The organism is Kocuria sp. CPCC 204721 (assembly GCF_040980945.1).
Classification (GTDB): Bacteria; Actinomycetota; Actinomycetes; order Actinomycetales; family Micrococcaceae; genus Kocuria; species Kocuria marina.
On sequence record NZ_JAVKPO010000018.1, the window covers coordinates 1 to 14,925 of the forward strand.

At 69.6% G+C, this 14,925-nt stretch carries 13 protein-coding genes; 10 read left to right on the forward strand and 3 right to left on the reverse strand.

The annotated features are described in order from the left end of the window. Window positions 1-406: 406 nt before the first annotated feature. Both RF637_RS12300 and RF637_RS12305 read right to left on the reverse strand, forming a co-directional pair. On the reverse strand, window positions 407-1,021 hold the full coding sequence (locus RF637_RS12300) for a response regulator (RefSeq protein WP_368844968.1): 615 nt from the start codon (window positions 1,019-1,021) through the stop codon (window positions 407-409). Beyond that, window positions 1,014-2,375 (reverse strand): histidine kinase, encoded by a 1,362-nt coding sequence (locus tag RF637_RS12305; protein WP_368844969.1) that lies wholly within the window; start codon window positions 2,373-2,375, stop codon window positions 1,014-1,016. The genes RF637_RS12300 and RF637_RS12305 overlap by 8 nt, the downstream gene beginning before the upstream one ends. A 199-nt stretch (window positions 2,376-2,574) precedes the next feature. Between RF637_RS12305 and RF637_RS12310 the strand changes: the two genes are divergently transcribed. Then, entirely contained in the window at window positions 2,575-3,057 is a 483-nt protein-coding gene (locus tag RF637_RS12310; protein WP_144932297.1) for a small multi-drug export protein, read from the forward strand. Window positions 3,058-3,183: 126 nt separating this feature from the next. Here RF637_RS12310 and RF637_RS12315 read toward each other — a convergent pair whose 3' ends face one another. Beyond that, window positions 3,184-4,395 carry a dicarboxylate/amino acid:cation symporter gene (locus tag RF637_RS12315; RefSeq protein WP_368844970.1) on the reverse strand — a complete coding sequence of 404 codons (1,212 nt, stop codon included), beginning with the start codon at window positions 4,393-4,395 and terminating at the stop codon, window positions 3,184-3,186. 205 nt (window positions 4,396-4,600) lie between these two features. Between RF637_RS12315 and RF637_RS12320 the strand changes: the two genes are divergently transcribed. The 9 genes from RF637_RS12320 to RF637_RS12360 all read left to right on the forward strand — a co-directional run bounded on the left by RF637_RS12320 (window position 4,601) and on the right by RF637_RS12360 (window position 14,721). Then, on the forward strand, window positions 4,601-6,385 hold the full coding sequence (locus RF637_RS12320; protein WP_368844971.1) for a hypothetical protein: 1,785 nt from the start codon (window positions 4,601-4,603) through the stop codon (window positions 6,383-6,385). Continuing rightward, window positions 6,372-7,412 carry an HAD-IIA family hydrolase gene (locus tag RF637_RS12325; protein WP_368844972.1) on the forward strand — a complete coding sequence of 347 codons (1,041 nt, stop codon included), beginning with the start codon at window positions 6,372-6,374 and terminating at the stop codon, window positions 7,410-7,412. The genes RF637_RS12320 and RF637_RS12325 overlap by 14 nt, the downstream gene beginning before the upstream one ends. Continuing rightward, window positions 7,409-7,645, forward strand: coding sequence for a hypothetical protein (locus RF637_RS12330; RefSeq protein WP_064845384.1), 237 nt, complete (start codon window positions 7,409-7,411; stop codon window positions 7,643-7,645). The genes RF637_RS12325 and RF637_RS12330 overlap by 4 nt, the downstream gene beginning before the upstream one ends. Continuing rightward, a complete protein-coding gene (locus RF637_RS12335; protein ID WP_368844973.1) occupies window positions 7,642-8,385 on the forward strand; it encodes a TlyA family RNA methyltransferase in 744 nt (247 codons plus the stop codon). The genes RF637_RS12330 and RF637_RS12335 overlap by 4 nt, the downstream gene beginning before the upstream one ends. Window positions 8,386-8,463: 78 nt before the next feature. Continuing rightward, window positions 8,464-9,561, forward strand: a complete 1,098-nt coding sequence (locus tag RF637_RS12340) for an NAD kinase (protein ID WP_085105864.1) — start codon at window positions 8,464-8,466, stop codon at window positions 9,559-9,561. Then, window positions 9,558-11,270, forward strand: a complete 1,713-nt coding sequence (gene recN / locus RF637_RS12345; RefSeq protein WP_368844974.1) for a DNA repair protein RecN — start codon at window positions 9,558-9,560, stop codon at window positions 11,268-11,270. Before RF637_RS12340 ends, recN begins: the two co-directional genes overlap by 4 nt. 32 nt (window positions 11,271-11,302) lie before the next feature. Then, entirely contained in the window at window positions 11,303-13,018 is a 1,716-nt protein-coding gene (locus RF637_RS12350; RefSeq protein WP_064845380.1) for a CTP synthase, read from the forward strand. Between the two features lie 3 nt (window positions 13,019-13,021). Then, window positions 13,022-13,678, forward strand: a complete 657-nt coding sequence (locus RF637_RS12355) for an NUDIX hydrolase (RefSeq protein WP_167318627.1) — start codon at window positions 13,022-13,024, stop codon at window positions 13,676-13,678. Next, window positions 13,648-14,721, forward strand: coding sequence for a site-specific tyrosine recombinase XerD (locus RF637_RS12360; RefSeq protein WP_368844975.1), 1,074 nt, complete (start codon window positions 13,648-13,650; stop codon window positions 14,719-14,721). Before RF637_RS12355 ends, RF637_RS12360 begins: the two co-directional genes overlap by 31 nt. Window positions 14,722-14,925 lie beyond the last annotated feature (204 nt).

The window sequence follows — 14,925 nt, forward strand, 5'->3', positions numbered from 1 at the left end:
GATTAACATGAAAGAAAGAAGTGGTCGAGGCCGCACCCCCTTAGGGGGCGCGGCCTCCCACCATTTAACACGCCGGAACGCACACAAGCCCCCCGAGGAATACTCCTCGGGGGGCTTTGTTCATAGAGTGCGCCCGTCGGTATCCCACTTACGATAGTTCTCCCACATCGCGGCGAGGTTCGGCTCAGCAAGGCGATGCTTCCACGGGGCAGGGTGCGCGAGGTCGAGACAGTGTCCGTGGATAAGGGCACGCTGCACGTCCCGCTGGGCGAGGAGATCGTGCACTGTAAACGCCACGGTGGGCTTCACCCTGGCGCCAGCGGCGATGGGTTCGTTCGGGCCACCACTGGATCGGGTTCTTCTGCCGCACCCCGACGCGAGTTGACAGCGTCACGCCCTCTCACTCTCAGATCCATCCCTCGTCCCATGCCCGCTGCACGGCCTCTTGTCGGGTGGACACGTGCAACTTGGCCAGGGCCGAGGAGACGTAGTTCCGGACGGTTCCCGGTGCGAGATGCAGGGCCGCAGCCGCGTCCGCGAGAGTGGTCTGCTGCGCGGATTCACGCAGCACGTCCAGTTCCCGGTCACTCAGAGGACATGCGGAACCCGATAGCGCACTGGCGGCGATTTCCGGATCCACGTACCGCTTGCCGGCCGCGATGTCCCGCACCACCTGGGCCAGCTTCTCGGAGGGCGTGGACTTGGGGAGGAACCCGGACACGCCCGCAGACAGGGTGCGGCGCAGTACTCCGGGACGGGCGTGGCGCGTGACCATGAGGATGCGGGTGTCCACCGAGCTCACGATGCGCTGCGCCGTGTCCACGCCATCCGTGGGCGGCATCTCCAGGTCCAGGATGCACACAGTGGGGGAGTGCTGCTGAGCCGCCCGTAGAGCCTCGGCCCCGTCTGCGACATCGGCCACCACGTCGAAGTTGTCCTCGAGGCGCAGCAGGGCAGCAAGGGCCCCGCGGATCAGGTGCTCGTCGTCCGCGAGAAGGATCGTGATCCGCTCGTCATTCATGGTCGTCTCCTGTCATGGGCACGCGCGCGGTCAGGGTAAAACCGGCGTGCGCGGGATCGAAGGTGTACGTGAGCGTGCCTCCCAGCGCCGACAGTCGTTCACGCAGCCCCGCCAATCCGTTCCCGGTGGAGGCGTCCGGCGTGGATTCCGAGGACGGGAACGCGCCGTCGTTGTGGATAACGAGTTCGAGATGAGCGCCCCCGCCCGGCAGGCGTCGCCGCCGTGCGGCACGACCGGTGGGTGAGGCGTCGTCATCACGACCCGTGGACGAGATCAAACGCAGCGAGATCCGCGCGGAGGAGGCGTGGGAGTGCCGCAGGATGTTGGTCGTGCCCTCCCGCACAACGAGGCCCAGCACATTGCTCGTGACGGTGTCACCGCGGCCGTCCTCGATGCAGTCGGGGAAGGGTCGTGAGCGACCGGCCCAGGTCCGCAGCATCGGGGGCAGGTCCACGTCCGTGTGGATCCCGGCCGCGTCGAGAACGGAGGACGCGTTCTCGAGCTCGTCCACGAGAGTGGTGGAGCGATAACCCTGGACCAGGGAGCGTGTGTCACGCAAGGCTTCCTGCGCGCCTGCGTGAGCCGCGAGGACCTGCTCGCGGGCGGCGTCGTACTGCTGTTTGCCGAGCAGGCGGGCCGCGAGATCCGTGGTGAGGCTGATGACCTGCAGGTGATGTCCCTGGACGTCGTGCAGGTCCGCCGCGAAGCGCAGCCGCTCGTTCGCGATGGCCAGGTCCGCGGCACGGCGCTGAGCGGCCTCCAGCTGTAGCATGACGCCCCAGACCCACAACGAGGAGGGGATGGCGAGCAGGACGATCCCCGCGTACTGGATGGTCATGGCGACGTCCATCGCGGTCCGGTCCATCACCCCCATGGCCCAACAGACCAGGAGGTACACGGGCGGGATCGCAGCGGCCACGAGGAACAACCAGCGCCAGCGGTGCTCGGGCTGCAGGCCGGCCGTCATGACCACGACGGCCAGGGGGAGTGCGGCGTAAACCCCTCGGGGGCCGACGCTCGCCGCGAGAACGGCGCACACAATCCCCAGGATCGCAGCCACACCCATGAAAGGAGTCAACACGGCCGCCCGACTCACACCCCGACGAATCCGCAACAGCCCTGCGGCCCAGCACAGCAGGCTCGTCACGCCGATGATCCCCGTCGTGACGTACGCGGCCGCCGATGGCCTGAACGCGATGGCCGCGAAGTTCAGGAAGAACACGTAGAGCAGGATGCCCACCAGCGTGAGGTAGGTGCTCCACCACACCAGGCTCATGTTCCGGCGTTGCCGCGCGAGGTCGAGCTCGTGCTGTTCTGCGCCGTGGACCGGCGCGGACGTAGGGATCGCCGACATGCCTCCACCCTAGGGGCCGGGTGATCCGGATATGACACGTGTCATGTGGGCTGATGACATCCGTGGCCAAGGTGGTGACGCGGGCTCACTGCCGCGAACGGTCCCCGCGCGGAAGAGTGGTGGGCAGAGGGGCACGACAGCCCGAACACACGTCCACAGCGCGGCGCTCAAGCACCCGCCGGAGGAGAGGAAGAACGCCATGCAGTGGTTGCAGGAGAATGTGGAGGCCGCGGGGCAGACCGTTCAGGCCCTGTTCCTGATGCTGGGCGGGGCGATCCCGTTCATCGAATCCTACGGGGCCTCGGCGGTGGGGGTCCTCGCGGGGATCCATCCCGTGATGGCGGTGCTCTTCGCCGTGATCGGCAACATCATCTCCATGACCCTGTTGGTCCTGTTCGCGGAGCGGGTCCGGAAGTTCTTCACGCGCAATCGGGACGAGCGCAAGGAGCCGAGCAAACGTCAGCAGCGTTTCGTGAGGATGTTCGAGAAGTACGGGGTGGCCGGGGTGTCAATCCTGGGTCAGGCCGTGCTGCCCAGTCAGATCACCTCGTCCATGATGGCCGGGGCTGGCGTGGCCAAGGGGAAGATCATCTTCTGGCAGTGCATCTCGATCGTGCTGTGGGGTGTCCTGTTCGCCGGCCTCGCCTCGGCGGGACTCTCCGTGATCACCGGGGTCTCCTGAGCGGGTGCTCCCTGAGCGGGCCACCCGTACCGGCACCCGGCCACGAGATGACGACGGCGCGTCGCACCGTGCGACGCGCCGTCGTCATGGATCGGAGGTGCGGGCTGCGAGGCCCGCACGAGATGGTCAGACGGTCGACTCCGCGGGGGCGTCACGCAGGCGCCCGCTCTTGTCCTTGAGCATGCGGTCCATGACGGCAGCGATGGCGCCGTCGCCGGTGACGTTACATGCGGTGCCGAACGAGTCGATGGCCACGTAGGTGGCGATCATGAGCCCCACGGCGGTCTCGTCGAAGCCCAGGGTGGACTGCAGGATGCCGACCGCGGCCATGATCGCGCCGCCGGGGACACCGGGCGCGGCGACCATGGTCACGCCCAGCAGCAGGATGAATCCGATGTACTGCCACGTGTTGATGGGCATCCCCGAGATGGTCATGATCGCCAGGGAGAACAGCACGATCTTCATGGTGGACCCGGAGAGGTGGATCGTGGCGCACAGGGGAATGGTGAACCCGGCGACGCGCTCGTCCACGCCGTTGCGCTTGGTGCATTCCAAGGTCACGGGGATGGTCGCCGCGGACGATGACGTGCCCAGCGCCGTGGCGTACGCCGGGAGCATGTTCTTGAGCATCACGAACGGGTTGCGCTTGGCCACGAGGCCCGCCAGGCAGTACTGGATGATCAGGATCACCACGGTCATGATGAACGCCAGGATCACCACGCGCAGGAAGGTGGAGATCACCAGGACGATCTGCCCGTTCATGGTGAGGCTCAGGAACATGCCGAAGATGTAGACGGGCAATAGCGGGATGATGGTCTTCTCCACGATCCGCATCACGATCGTGCGCAGCTCCCCGAACCCGCGGTGCAGGGAGTTGCCCTTGACGAACGTGATCCCCACGCCGATGCAGAAGGCCAGGATGAGAGCTGTCATCACGTCGAACACGGGTGGCATGGTGATGTCGAAGAACCCGCTCAGGGCGTGGTCCTCCGGGTTCTCCAGCCCGTTGACGGACCTGTCACCGCCCAGCAGCCACGGGTAGCTCGCTTTGGCCACGAGGAACGCCAGGAGACCGGCGAAAATGGTGGACCCGTACGCGATGGCCGCCGTCACGGCCAACCACTTGCCCGCGCCCCGCCCCAGATCCGCAATGGCCGGTGTCACGAGGCCCACGATGATCAGGGGGATCAGAAACCCCAGGAACTGGCTGAAGATGCCGTTGAAGGTTATGAACACCCGTGCGAGCCATTCCGGGAAGAAGAGGCCGAAGACGACGCCCAGGACGATGGCCACGAGGACCCGCAGAAGCAGGTTTTTGGAGAGGGATCTCAAACGCATGCTTCATTATGTACGGCGCCCACCCTCCTTGCGGTTCACTCCGCGCGCGGATCATCCCGCCGCGGCCCGTTCGAGTGCCGCGACCGGCCCGTCCATGGCGTTGGGAGTGCTCCGCGCACCGTTTGTAGAATGCTCTTCGAGAACATCCGGCGGTGCCAGATCCCGCCCCCGCACCATGGCCGCAGGCCGCAGTAGGAGACACCCCTTGAGCGAATCTGAACAGCACGGTTCCCACGATCGTTCCGATCGTCGACGCGGCGGGGGTGACCGCGGCGGCCGGTGGGGCCGTGACGAGCGCGGTTCATCCCGCGGTGGGGGAGACCGCCGGTTCTCCCGGGGCGACGACGATCGTCGGGGCACGGATCGCCGTGGCTCCGATCGCTCCTCGTACCGCGGGGGCTCGGGGGGCCGTCCCGGAGAGCGGGACGGTTTCGGCGGCCGAGGCGGCAGCGGACGCCGTTCATCCGGCGACGACGCTCGCAGCGGCTACCGGGGCCGGGACGAGCGGGCGGGGAGTTACGGCGGGCGCGGTGACGAGCGCAGGAATGATGACCGGCGAGGCGGCTACCGCCGTGACGACGATCGACGCGGTCCGCGCGACGGCGCTCGTGGTGAGGAACGGGGCGGCTACGGTCGTCGGAACGACCGTCGTGAGGGCGGCTACGGGCGTCGGGACGAGCGTGGTGACCGGGACCGTCGTGAGGGCGGCTACGGGCGTCGGGACGAGCGTGGTGACCGGGACCGTCGTGAGGGCGGCTACGGGCGTCGGGACGAGCGTGGTGACCGGGACCGTCGTGAGGGCGGCTACGGGCGTCGGGACGAGCGTGGTGACCGGGACCGTCGTGAGGGCGGCTATGGACGTCGGGACGACCGTCGTGATGGTGGTTTTGGGCGACGTGATGATCGCGGGGACCGGGATCGCCGGGACGGGGGCTTCGCGGGCCGGGGTGGTGACCGGGCTCGCCCGGGCGGTGGGCGCGGCTTCGGAGCGCGCGACGAGCGCCGCGACTACCGTGACGACCGGCGCGGTGACGCACGTGGCCCCGAGCGCGATGACCGCCGAGATGCCCAGCCGCGGTTCGTGGCCCCGGACATCGACGCGGACGTCACGGGTCGGGAGATCGACCGGGCCGTGCGCCGGGAACTGCAGGCCCTCGAGGCGAGCAATGCCGAGCGAGTGTCCAAGCACCTCGTGATGGCGGCGCGCTATCTCGACGACGATCCCGAATTCGCCCTTGAACACGCCAACGCCGCCGTGCGTAAGGCGGGGCGGATCGGCGCTGTGCGCGAGGTTGCCGGGATCGCGGCGTATGCGGCCGGTGACTACGCGCTCGCCCTGAAGGAGTTGCGCACCCACCGGCGGATCTCCGGTTCGCAGGCACACCTGCCGCTCATGGTGGACGCCCAGCGTGCCCTGGGCCGCGTGGACAAGGCCATGGAAGAGGCCATCTCGGATGCCGCTGATGCGCTGGACGCCGAGGGCAAGGCCGAGCTCGCCATGGTCGTGTCCGGGATCCACGCCGACGCCGGTGACGAACAGGCCGCGCTCGCGGCGCTCGAGATCCCGCAGCTCGACAAGAACCGCGGGTTCTCCTACAGCCCCAAACTCTTCCGCGCGTACGCGGACGCCTTGCGCGCGGTGGGTCGCGACAGCGAGGCCATGTCGTGGGATCGCCAGGCCATCGTTGCGGAGGCGGCGCTGGGCATGGGCCAGTTCTCCGAGCCCGAGATCGTGGACCTGGGTGACGACCTGGACGAGGACGACGCTCGGCGCACCGTCCGTGAGGCCCAGAAGCGACACAGCGCGGACCGCCCCAGTGATGACGCCCCCGCGGCGGGCGCGGATTCCGACCGGGACGAGGCGCCCTCTGAGGAGGACGCGCTGGCTGAAGGTGGCTCAAAGGCGCAGGACGCGTCAGCCGACAACCACGCACCCGCCGAGAGCGCCGACGCCGAGCACGGGACGGACACCGGTCATGACCGCAACTGATCCCGCCCGCGAGGAGGGGAGCGAGGACGCGACGCTCATCGAACGGTTCGACGCCTTGCTGTGCGATCTGGATGGTGTGGTCTACGCGGGACCGCACGCGATCGACGGTGCCCCGGAGAGCCTCAAGCGAGTGAAGGACTCGGGGCGCGCGGTGATGTACGTGACCAACAACGCATCCCGATCCCCCGAAGCGGTGGCCGAGCACATCTCGTCCCTCGGCGCTCCCGCTCGGACGCAGGACGTGGTGAGTTCCGCCCAGGCGGCCGCGGCTTTGCTGGCGGAGCGGCTCCCGCGGTCGGCCAAAGTGTTGATCACGGGGGCGCAGGCGCTCGCGGACGAGATCCGCGCCGTGGGATTGACCCCCGTGACCTCCCAGGACGAGCAACCGGAGGCCGTGGTGCAGGGCTTCGACCCGCACATCGGATGGGAGCACCTCGCCGAGGCCGCCTTCACCCTCGCGGACGACGCCGTGCTGTGGTGCGCGACCAACACCGACCGCACCATCCCCAAGGAACGGGGGATCGCCCCCGGCAACGGGACGCTCGTGGCCGCTGTTGCCGCGGCGTCGGGCCGGGAACCCGTGGTCGCGGGCAAACCCGAGGCCCCCATCTTCCGCGAGGCGGCCGAGCGCGTCGGCGCCCGCAACCCCGCAGTCGTGGGGGACCGGCTGGACACCGACATCCTCGGGGCCAACAACGCGGGCATGCCCGGGATCGAGGTGTTTACGGGGGTGGACTCGCCGCGTTCGGTGCTCGCCGCGTGCACGTCCCAGCGCCCCACCTACCTCCTGGGGAACCTGCGTGAGCTGTTCGAATCGTATCCCCGGGTGGACGTCACGCACGACGGCGACCGGTTCCGCGCGCGGTGCCGCGAGGCCGTCGCGGAGACCGAGAGCATCGCCGTGACGGTCACCGCGCCTCGCGACAGCCTGGACGGTTGGCGCGCTGCGTGCGCCGCGTGGTGGGCCGCCCATCCCGACGTCGACGTCGCTCACGAACCGTCGCTGACGTGGCAGGACCCCGCGTGAACGAGGAACACCCCGAGCCCCCGCACACCGGCCTGGACCCCGTGGACCGCGTGCTCGCGCGTGAAGCAAACATCGCCGCGCTCCCCGTCACGGAACAGGCGGCGGCGTACGAGGTCCTGCACGAGGAACTGGAGCGGATCCTCAACGCGTCGCCGGGTTCGTTGCCCGCCGGGCTCATCGACTCCGTGACGGAGCCTGGGTCTGACGCCGCGGGGGAGCGGGAGCACCCGTGAACGATCGGCTCGACCGGGCGCTGACAGCGCGCGGTCTCGCCCGGTCCCGCACCGTGGCCGCCGCTCTGATCAAGGCCGGGCGCGTGAGTGTGAACGGGTCCGCGGCCACGAAACCCTCCGCCGTGGTCACCTCGGAGGCTACGCTCGAGGTCGCGGCAGCCGAGGGCGAGGAGTACGTGAGCCGCGCCGGGCACAAACTGGCCGGCGCGCTCGAACGGTTCCCGGACGTGTACCCCGCGGGCAAGCGCTGTCTGGATGCGGGGGCGTCCACCGGAGGGTTCACGGACGTCCTGTTGCGCCGTGGTGCGCGCGAGGTCGTGGCGGTGGACGTGGGGCACGACCAATTGGTCCCCGAACTGCGCGTGGACCCCCGCGTCCGGGTCCACGAGGGGCTCAACGTGCGCTACCTGGATTCCGCCGAGATCGGCGGCCCCGCCCAACTCACGGTGTGCGACCTCTCCTTCATCTCCCTGACCCTCGTGGTCCCGGCGCTCGCGGCGGCCACGGAGCGTGGAGGGGACCTGTTGCTCATGGTCAAACCCCAGTTCGAGGTGGGGGCGCACGCGCTGTCCCGCACCGGCGTCGTGACGTCCGACGCCGCGCGGGAAGCGGCGGTGGAGCGCGTACGGGCGTGCGCGCGCGACGTCGGGCTCGAGGTCCTCGGCACGGCGCCCAGTCCGCTGCCGGGCCAGGACGGCAACGTGGAGTTCTTCGTGTGGTGCCGCAGCCCGAAGCACTGACCGCGTCGGGGCGCTCGCGTAGTGTTGGCTGAGTCAGCCCACCGTGGGAGTCGATCGCAGGAGGATGGTCTTCAGCTCGTGAGCCGGAAAATCTTGGTGATGACCCACACGGGGCGGCACGAGGCCAAGGAAGCGGCCCGCCAGTCCTGCGAACAACTGCACGACGCCGGGCTCGTACCCGTCCTCTGCCGCCCGGACCTCGAGGCCCTACGTGCGGACGGGTCGGACATGGCACCCGTGGAGATCCTCGAGGAGGACGTGGCGCTGCGCGAGATCGAGATCGTCATGGTGCTCGGCGGTGACGGCTCCATCCTGCGCGCGGCGGAACTGGTGCGCGGAGTGGACACCCCTCTGCTGGGCGTCAATCTGGGTCACGTGGGCTTCCTTGCCGAGTCCGAGCGTTCCGGGCTGAGCGAGACCGTGGAGGCCATCGTCGACGGTCGCTACACGGTGGAGCGGCGCATGGCCCTGGACATCACCGTGTGGGAGCAGCGCCGAAAAGTCCTGCACACGTGGGCGCTCAACGAGGCCTCCGTGGAGAAGGGCAACCGGGAGAAGATGATCGAGGTCGTCACGGAGGTGGACCGCAGGCCGCTGTCCACGTTCGGGTGTGACGGCGTGGTCATGGCCACCCCCACCGGCTCCACGGCCTACGCGTTCTCCGCGGGTGGTCCCGTGGTCTGGCCGGAGGTCGAGGCCCTGCTCATGGTCCCGCTGTCCGCCCATGCCCTGTTCTCCCGCCCCCTCGTGATCTCCCCGCGCTCCATGATGGCCGTGGAGGTGCTCACCCGCACGGATGCCCGGGGTGTCCTGTGGTGCGACGGACGGCGAACCGTGGACCTGCCCCCGGGATCGCGCATCGAGGTGCGCCGGTCCGAGAAGTCCGTGAACCTGGCCCGCATGCACGCGACCCCGTTCTCCGAACGCCTCGTCAGGAAGTTCGAACTGCCGATCGCCGGATGGCGTGGCCCCATGCCCAAGGAACAGCTCGAGGCCCTCACCTCGGCCCTGTCTGTCGTGCAGCCCACCACCAAGGTGGTCGCTCAGGACGAGGAACAACTCAAGCTCAGCGTGGGCCGGGAGATCCCGCACCACAACGACGCGCCCTGGCTCGATGGCGGCCCCTCGACCGGTGAGCGGACCGGCGACCGACCGGACGGGGCCTCCCGGTCATGATCGAGGAGATCCACATCCACGACCTCGGCGTCATCACGGACGCCGTCCTGCCCCTGGGCCCCGGGTTGTCGATCCTCTCGGGTGAGACCGGCGCGGGGAAGACCATGGTGGTCACCGCGCTCGGCATGCTGCTCGGCAACCGCGCGGACGCCGGGTCCGTGCGCTCGGGCAGCACCAAGGCGCTAGCGGAAGCCACCGTGCGGGTGCCGTCGGACCACGCCGCTGTGGCGCTCGTGGAGGGATCCGGTGGTGCGGTGGACAGCGAGACGGTCAATGGCACCGAGGAGTCCCTGGTCCTGCTCTCCCGCACCGTCTCGGCCGAGGGGCGCAGTCGCGCCCATGTGGGCGGCCGTTCCGCACCGGTGGGCACGCTCGGTGCCGTCGGTGAGACCCTCGTGGCCGTCCACGGGCAGTCCGACCAGCTACGCCTGAAGTCCCCGGCGGCCCAGCGCACGGCGCTCGACGACTACGCCGGCGCGGACGTTGCCGAGGAGCTCGCCACCTACCGTGGCAAACTCGAGCGCTACCGGGAGGTCGTGGCCACGTTGCGCGCGGCCAAGGAAAACTCCCGCGAACGAGCGCTGCAGGCCCAGGCGTTGACCACCGCGCTCGCGGAGATCGACGCCGTGGAGCCCGTTCCGGGCGAGGACGCCCAGTTGGACGCGGAGAGCGAGAAGCTCACTAACCTCGAGGCCCTGCGCGGCGCGGCATTGTCCGCCCACGGGGCCCTGAGCGGATCCGACGCGGACGACGAGCCGGACCTCAACGCCGTCGCCCTGCTGTCCCACGCGCACCAGGCGCTCGACCTCGTGGCGGAGTCCGACCCCGAACTCGTGGCCCTGGCCACCCGGGTGCGCGAGCTGACCGTGGTCGCCGCCGACGTCGCCGCGGACCTCTCGGGATACGCGAGCGGTCTGGACGAGGACGGCCCCGCGCGGCTCGCCGAGGTCGAGGCCCGCCGCAGTGCCCTGCGCGCGCTGACCAAGAAGTACGGTGCGAGCATCGACGAAGTGCTGTCCTGGGCGGACGAGGCCCGGACCCGGCTCGAGGGGCTCGTGGTGGACCCCCAACGCGAGGAACAACTGCGCGCGGAGGGCGAGAGCCTGCATGCGGCCCTCGTGAAGCACGCGACCAGGCTGTTGGAGCTGCGACGGGTGGCCGCCAAGAAACTCGCGGGCGCCGTGAGCGAGGAACTGAGCGCGCTGGCCATGCCCAACGCGTCCCTCGTGGTGGCGGTGGAACCCTCCGAGCGCTTCACGGACGACGGCAGGGACACGATCGAGTTCATGCTCGCGCCCCACCCGCAGGCCACACCCCGCCCGCTCGGCAAGGGTGCCTCCGGTGGTGAGCTCTCACGCATCATGCTCGCGCTCGAGGTGGTGCTCTCCGAGGTGGACCCCGTGCCTACGTTCGTGTTCGATGAAGTCGATTCCGGTGTGGGCGGCAAGGCTGCCGTGGAGATCGGCCGGCGGCTGAAGATGCTCGCCAAGAACGTGCAGGTGCTCGTGGTGACCCACCTTCCCCAGGTCGCTGCGTTCGCGGATCAGCACATCCTGGTGACCAAGTCCTCGGACTCGAGCGTCTCGGACGTGAAAGTGCTCACGGACGAGGAACGCGTGGTGGAGCTGGCCCGCATGCTCGCGGGCCACGAGGACTCCCGTGCAGCCCGCGAACACGCGCGAGAACTCATGCGGGACGCTACCGCATGACCGACGACCCCCAACGCCCCGACGAGACACGAATGGTAGGCTCGAATCCCGTGGTGAATGCTCAGGACGCCGCCCACGAGGCAGGCACAGAAAAGAACGACGGCAAGGTGACCCGGCAGATCTTCGTCACGGGAGGTGTGGCCTCGTCCCTCGGCAAGGGGCTCACTGCGTCCTCGCTCGGAATGCTTCTGCGTTCGCGCGGCCTGTCCGTGACCATGCAGAAATTGGATCCGTACCTCAACGTGGATCCCGGAACCATGAACCCCTTCCAGCACGGTGAGGTCTTCGTCACGGACGACGGCGCCGAGACGGACCTGGACATCGGTCACTACGAGCGTTTCCTGGACGAGAACCTGGACGCCTCCGCGAACGTGACCACCGGTCAGGTGTACTCCACGGTGATCGCCAAGGAACGCCGCGGCGAGTACCTGGGTGACACCGTGCAGGTCATCCCGCACATCACGGACGAGCTCAAGCGCCGGATGCGCCGCCGCGCCGAGGACGAGAACGCCCCGGACATCATCATCACCGAGATCGGCGGCACGGTCGGTGACATCGAGTCCCAGCCCTTCATCGAGGCCGCGCGCCAGGTGCGCCAGGACGTGGGTCGGCGCAATGTGTTCTACCTGCACGTGTCCCTGATCCCGTTCATCGGCCCGTCCGGTGAGCTCAAGACCAAGCCCACCCAGCACTCCGTGGCCTCGCTGCGCGGTCTGGGCATCCAGCCCGACGCCCTTGTGCTGCGCTGCGACCGGGACGTCCCGGACGCGATGCTGCGCAAGATCGGTGCCGCGTGCGACGTGGACCTGGACGCCGTGATCTCGTGCGCGGACGCCCCCAGCATCTACGACATTCCCAACACCCTGCACAGCCAGGGTCTGGACACCTACATCCTGGACTACCTGGGTCTGGACTACCAGGACGCCGATCTACGGCAGTGGTCCCGGCTGCTCACCGCGGTGCACGAGCCCGAGCACCACGTGACGGTCGCGCTCGTGGGCAAGTACATCGACCTCCCGGACGCGTACCTGTCCGTGTCCGAGGCGCTACGGGCCGGTGGATTCGCGAACAACGCCCGCGTGCACATCAAGTGGGTCGCCTCCGACCTGTGCGACACCCCAGAGGGCGCCCAGCGCGAACTCGGTGACGTGGACGCCGTCCTGATCCCCGGGGGCTTCGGCATCCGCGGGCTCGAGGGCAAGCTCGGCGCCCTGCGTTGGTCCCGTGAGCACAAGGTGCCCACCCTGGGGCTGTGCCTCGGGTTGCAGTGCATGGTCATCGAGTACGCGCGCGACGTCGTGGGCCTGCCCAACGCCTCCTCCACCGAGTTCGACCCGGACACGGACACTCCCGTGATCGCGACCATGGAGGAGCAGAAGCAGTTCGTGGAGGGCGCCGGTGACCTGGGCGGCACCATGCGTCTGGGCCTGTACCCCGCCGCGCTGGCCGAGGGTTCCGTGGTGGCCGAGGCCTACGGTGCCACGGAGGTCTCCGAGCGTCACCGCCACCGCTACGAGGTCAACAACGCGTACCGCGACGCCCTCTCAGAGGCCGGGTTGCGGATCTCGGGCACGTCCCCGGAGGGCACGCTCGTGGAATTCGTGGAGCTGCCCCGTGAGGAGCACCCCTACTACGTGGCCACGCAGGCACACCCCGAGCTGGCCTCCCGCCCGACCCGTCCGCACCCGCTGTTCGACGGCCTCGTCAAGGCCGCTCTCGAGCGCCGGGGCGTCCAGGCCAAGGGCTGAGCCGTGGAGTACACGAGCATCACCGCCGAGCAGCTGACGGATCGCCCGGATCCGCACACCGTCACGGATTCGCGGACCGTCTACGACGGCGCCATCTGGGACGTGTGCAGTGAGTCCTTCCGCATGGCGGGCCAGGAAGAACCGCTGACCCGGGAGTTCATCACGCACCCGGGGGCGGTGTCCGTGGTCGTGCTGGACGAGAAGGAACGGATCCTGCTCATCAACCAGTACCGCCACCCCGTGCGCAAGCGGATGTGGGAGATCCCAGCGGGGCTGCTCGACGTGTCCGGGGAACCCGCGCTGCAGGCGGCCCAGCGCGAGCTGGGCGAGGAAGCGGATCTCACGGCCCGGACCTGGCACACGCTCGTGGACTTCGACAACTCGCCGGGCTCCTCGGCGGAGGCCAACCGGATCTTCTTGGCCCGTGACCTGAGCGAGGTCCCCGAGTCCGAGCGGTTCGAACGCGAGGGCGAGGAGGCGGAGATCGTGGCTGGTTTCGCGGACCTCGACGACGCCGTGGCCGCGGTCATGGCCGGGCGGATCACGTCCCCTACGGCCACGCTCGGCATCCTCGCCACGCACATCGCGCGGTCCCGGGACTGGGCCACGCTGCGCGCACCGGACGCCGAATGGACCTCGCGGCCGCGGCACGAGGGGTGAACGACTCCCTCGAGTCGCACGGTCCCATCACCGAACCACTGCCGATCGTGGACGGGGGACCGAGGGCGGGTGCGGCGCCGTCGGACTCGACGACCGAGGCGGAGGCCGCACCGGAACTGCGGCGGGCCGTGGCGCGTTACCTGGACCACCTCGTGGTCGAGCGCGGACTCGCAGCGAACACCGTGAGTGCGTACCGCCGGGACCTCGCGCGCTACCTGCAGCACCTCACGGCGACCGCCGCGCACGTGCGCGTGCCCAGGGACATCACGGCCGATCACGTGCGGGCGTTCGTGCGGAGCATCCGCGAGGGCGACGCCGGCCACCCGGCGCTGTCCGCGCGCAGCAGTGCGCGGGTGCTCGCGGCGGTGCGGGGGGCCCACGCGTTCTGGGTCACGGAGTCGAGCGTGGACACGGACGTCGCGTCCCGCGTGAGCCCGCCCATGCCGCCGCAGCAGCTGCCCAAGGCCATCGGCGTCACGGAGGTCGAGAACCTCCTGGCCGCCCCGGACCCGGACACACCCGCGGGACTGCGGGCCCGGGCGTTCCTCGAACTGCTGTACGCCACGGGTGCGCGTATCTCCGAGGCCGTCGCGCTGGATGTGGACGACCTCGCCGGTCTGCACGACGAGGACCTCGCCCTGATCCGTGTGACGGGCAAGGGCGCCAAGCAACGGCTCGTGCCCGTGGGATCGTTCGCCGTGGCGGCCCTGGACCGCTACCTTGTCCGGGCCCGCCCCAAGTTGGCGCGGCACGGTCGGGGGAGCCCGGCGGTGTTCCTCAATGCTCGCGGCACGCGGATCTCGCGGCAGACGGCGTGGAACATGGTCAAGGACGCCGCGCGCACGATCCACCAGGAGGAGCGGATCACGCCGCACACGCTGCGCCACTCGTTCGCCACGCACCTGCTAGAGGGCGGCGCGGACCTGCGGGTTGTGCAGGAACTGCTGGGACATGCCTCCCTGGCCACGACCCAGATCTACACGCGCGTGTCCGTGGAGTCCCTGCGCGAGGTCTACGCGACGTCCCACCCGCGAGCGCGCTGAGCCGGCAGCGTCGGGGCAGCGCACTGAGCCGACCACGTCGGGAGCCGCAGCACACGGAGTGGGTGACGTTCCGCCCGCACACCGAGCCGGCGACGTCGCCCGCCGCACCGCCCGGAGCCCGGGACCTCCCGCGCGTGGGCGCCGGGCCCGCAAGGGGCGGGGAGCGGCGTCGTCGGCTGTTCGCCCATAGGCCGACCGCGCGTC

What these genes read in the sequence shown, in the direction of transcription:
- RF637_RS12350 (WP_064845380.1), top strand. Translation starts at nt 11,303, where the DNA reads ATGGTAGGCTCGAATCCCGTGGTGAATGCTCAGGACGCCGCCCACGAG.
- RF637_RS12315 (WP_368844970.1), bottom strand. Translation starts at nt 4,395, where the DNA reads ATGCGTTTGAGATCCCTCTCCAAAAACCTGCTTCTGCGGGTCCTCGTG.
- RF637_RS12300 (WP_368844968.1), bottom strand. Translation starts at nt 1,021, where the DNA reads ATGAATGACGAGCGGATCACGATCCTTCTCGCGGACGACGAGCACCTG.
- RF637_RS12310 (WP_144932297.1), top strand. Translation starts at nt 2,575, where the DNA reads ATGCAGTGGTTGCAGGAGAATGTGGAGGCCGCGGGGCAGACCGTTCAG.
- recN (WP_368844974.1), top strand. Translation starts at nt 9,558, where the DNA reads ATGATCGAGGAGATCCACATCCACGACCTCGGCGTCATCACGGACGCC.
- RF637_RS12360 (WP_368844975.1), top strand. Translation starts at nt 13,648, where the DNA reads ATGGACCTCGCGGCCGCGGCACGAGGGGTGAACGACTCCCTCGAGTCG.
- RF637_RS12325 (WP_368844972.1), top strand. Translation starts at nt 6,372, where the DNA reads ATGACCGCAACTGATCCCGCCCGCGAGGAGGGGAGCGAGGACGCGACG.
- RF637_RS12305 (WP_368844969.1), bottom strand. Translation starts at nt 2,375, where the DNA reads ATGTCGGCGATCCCTACGTCCGCGCCGGTCCACGGCGCAGAACAGCAC.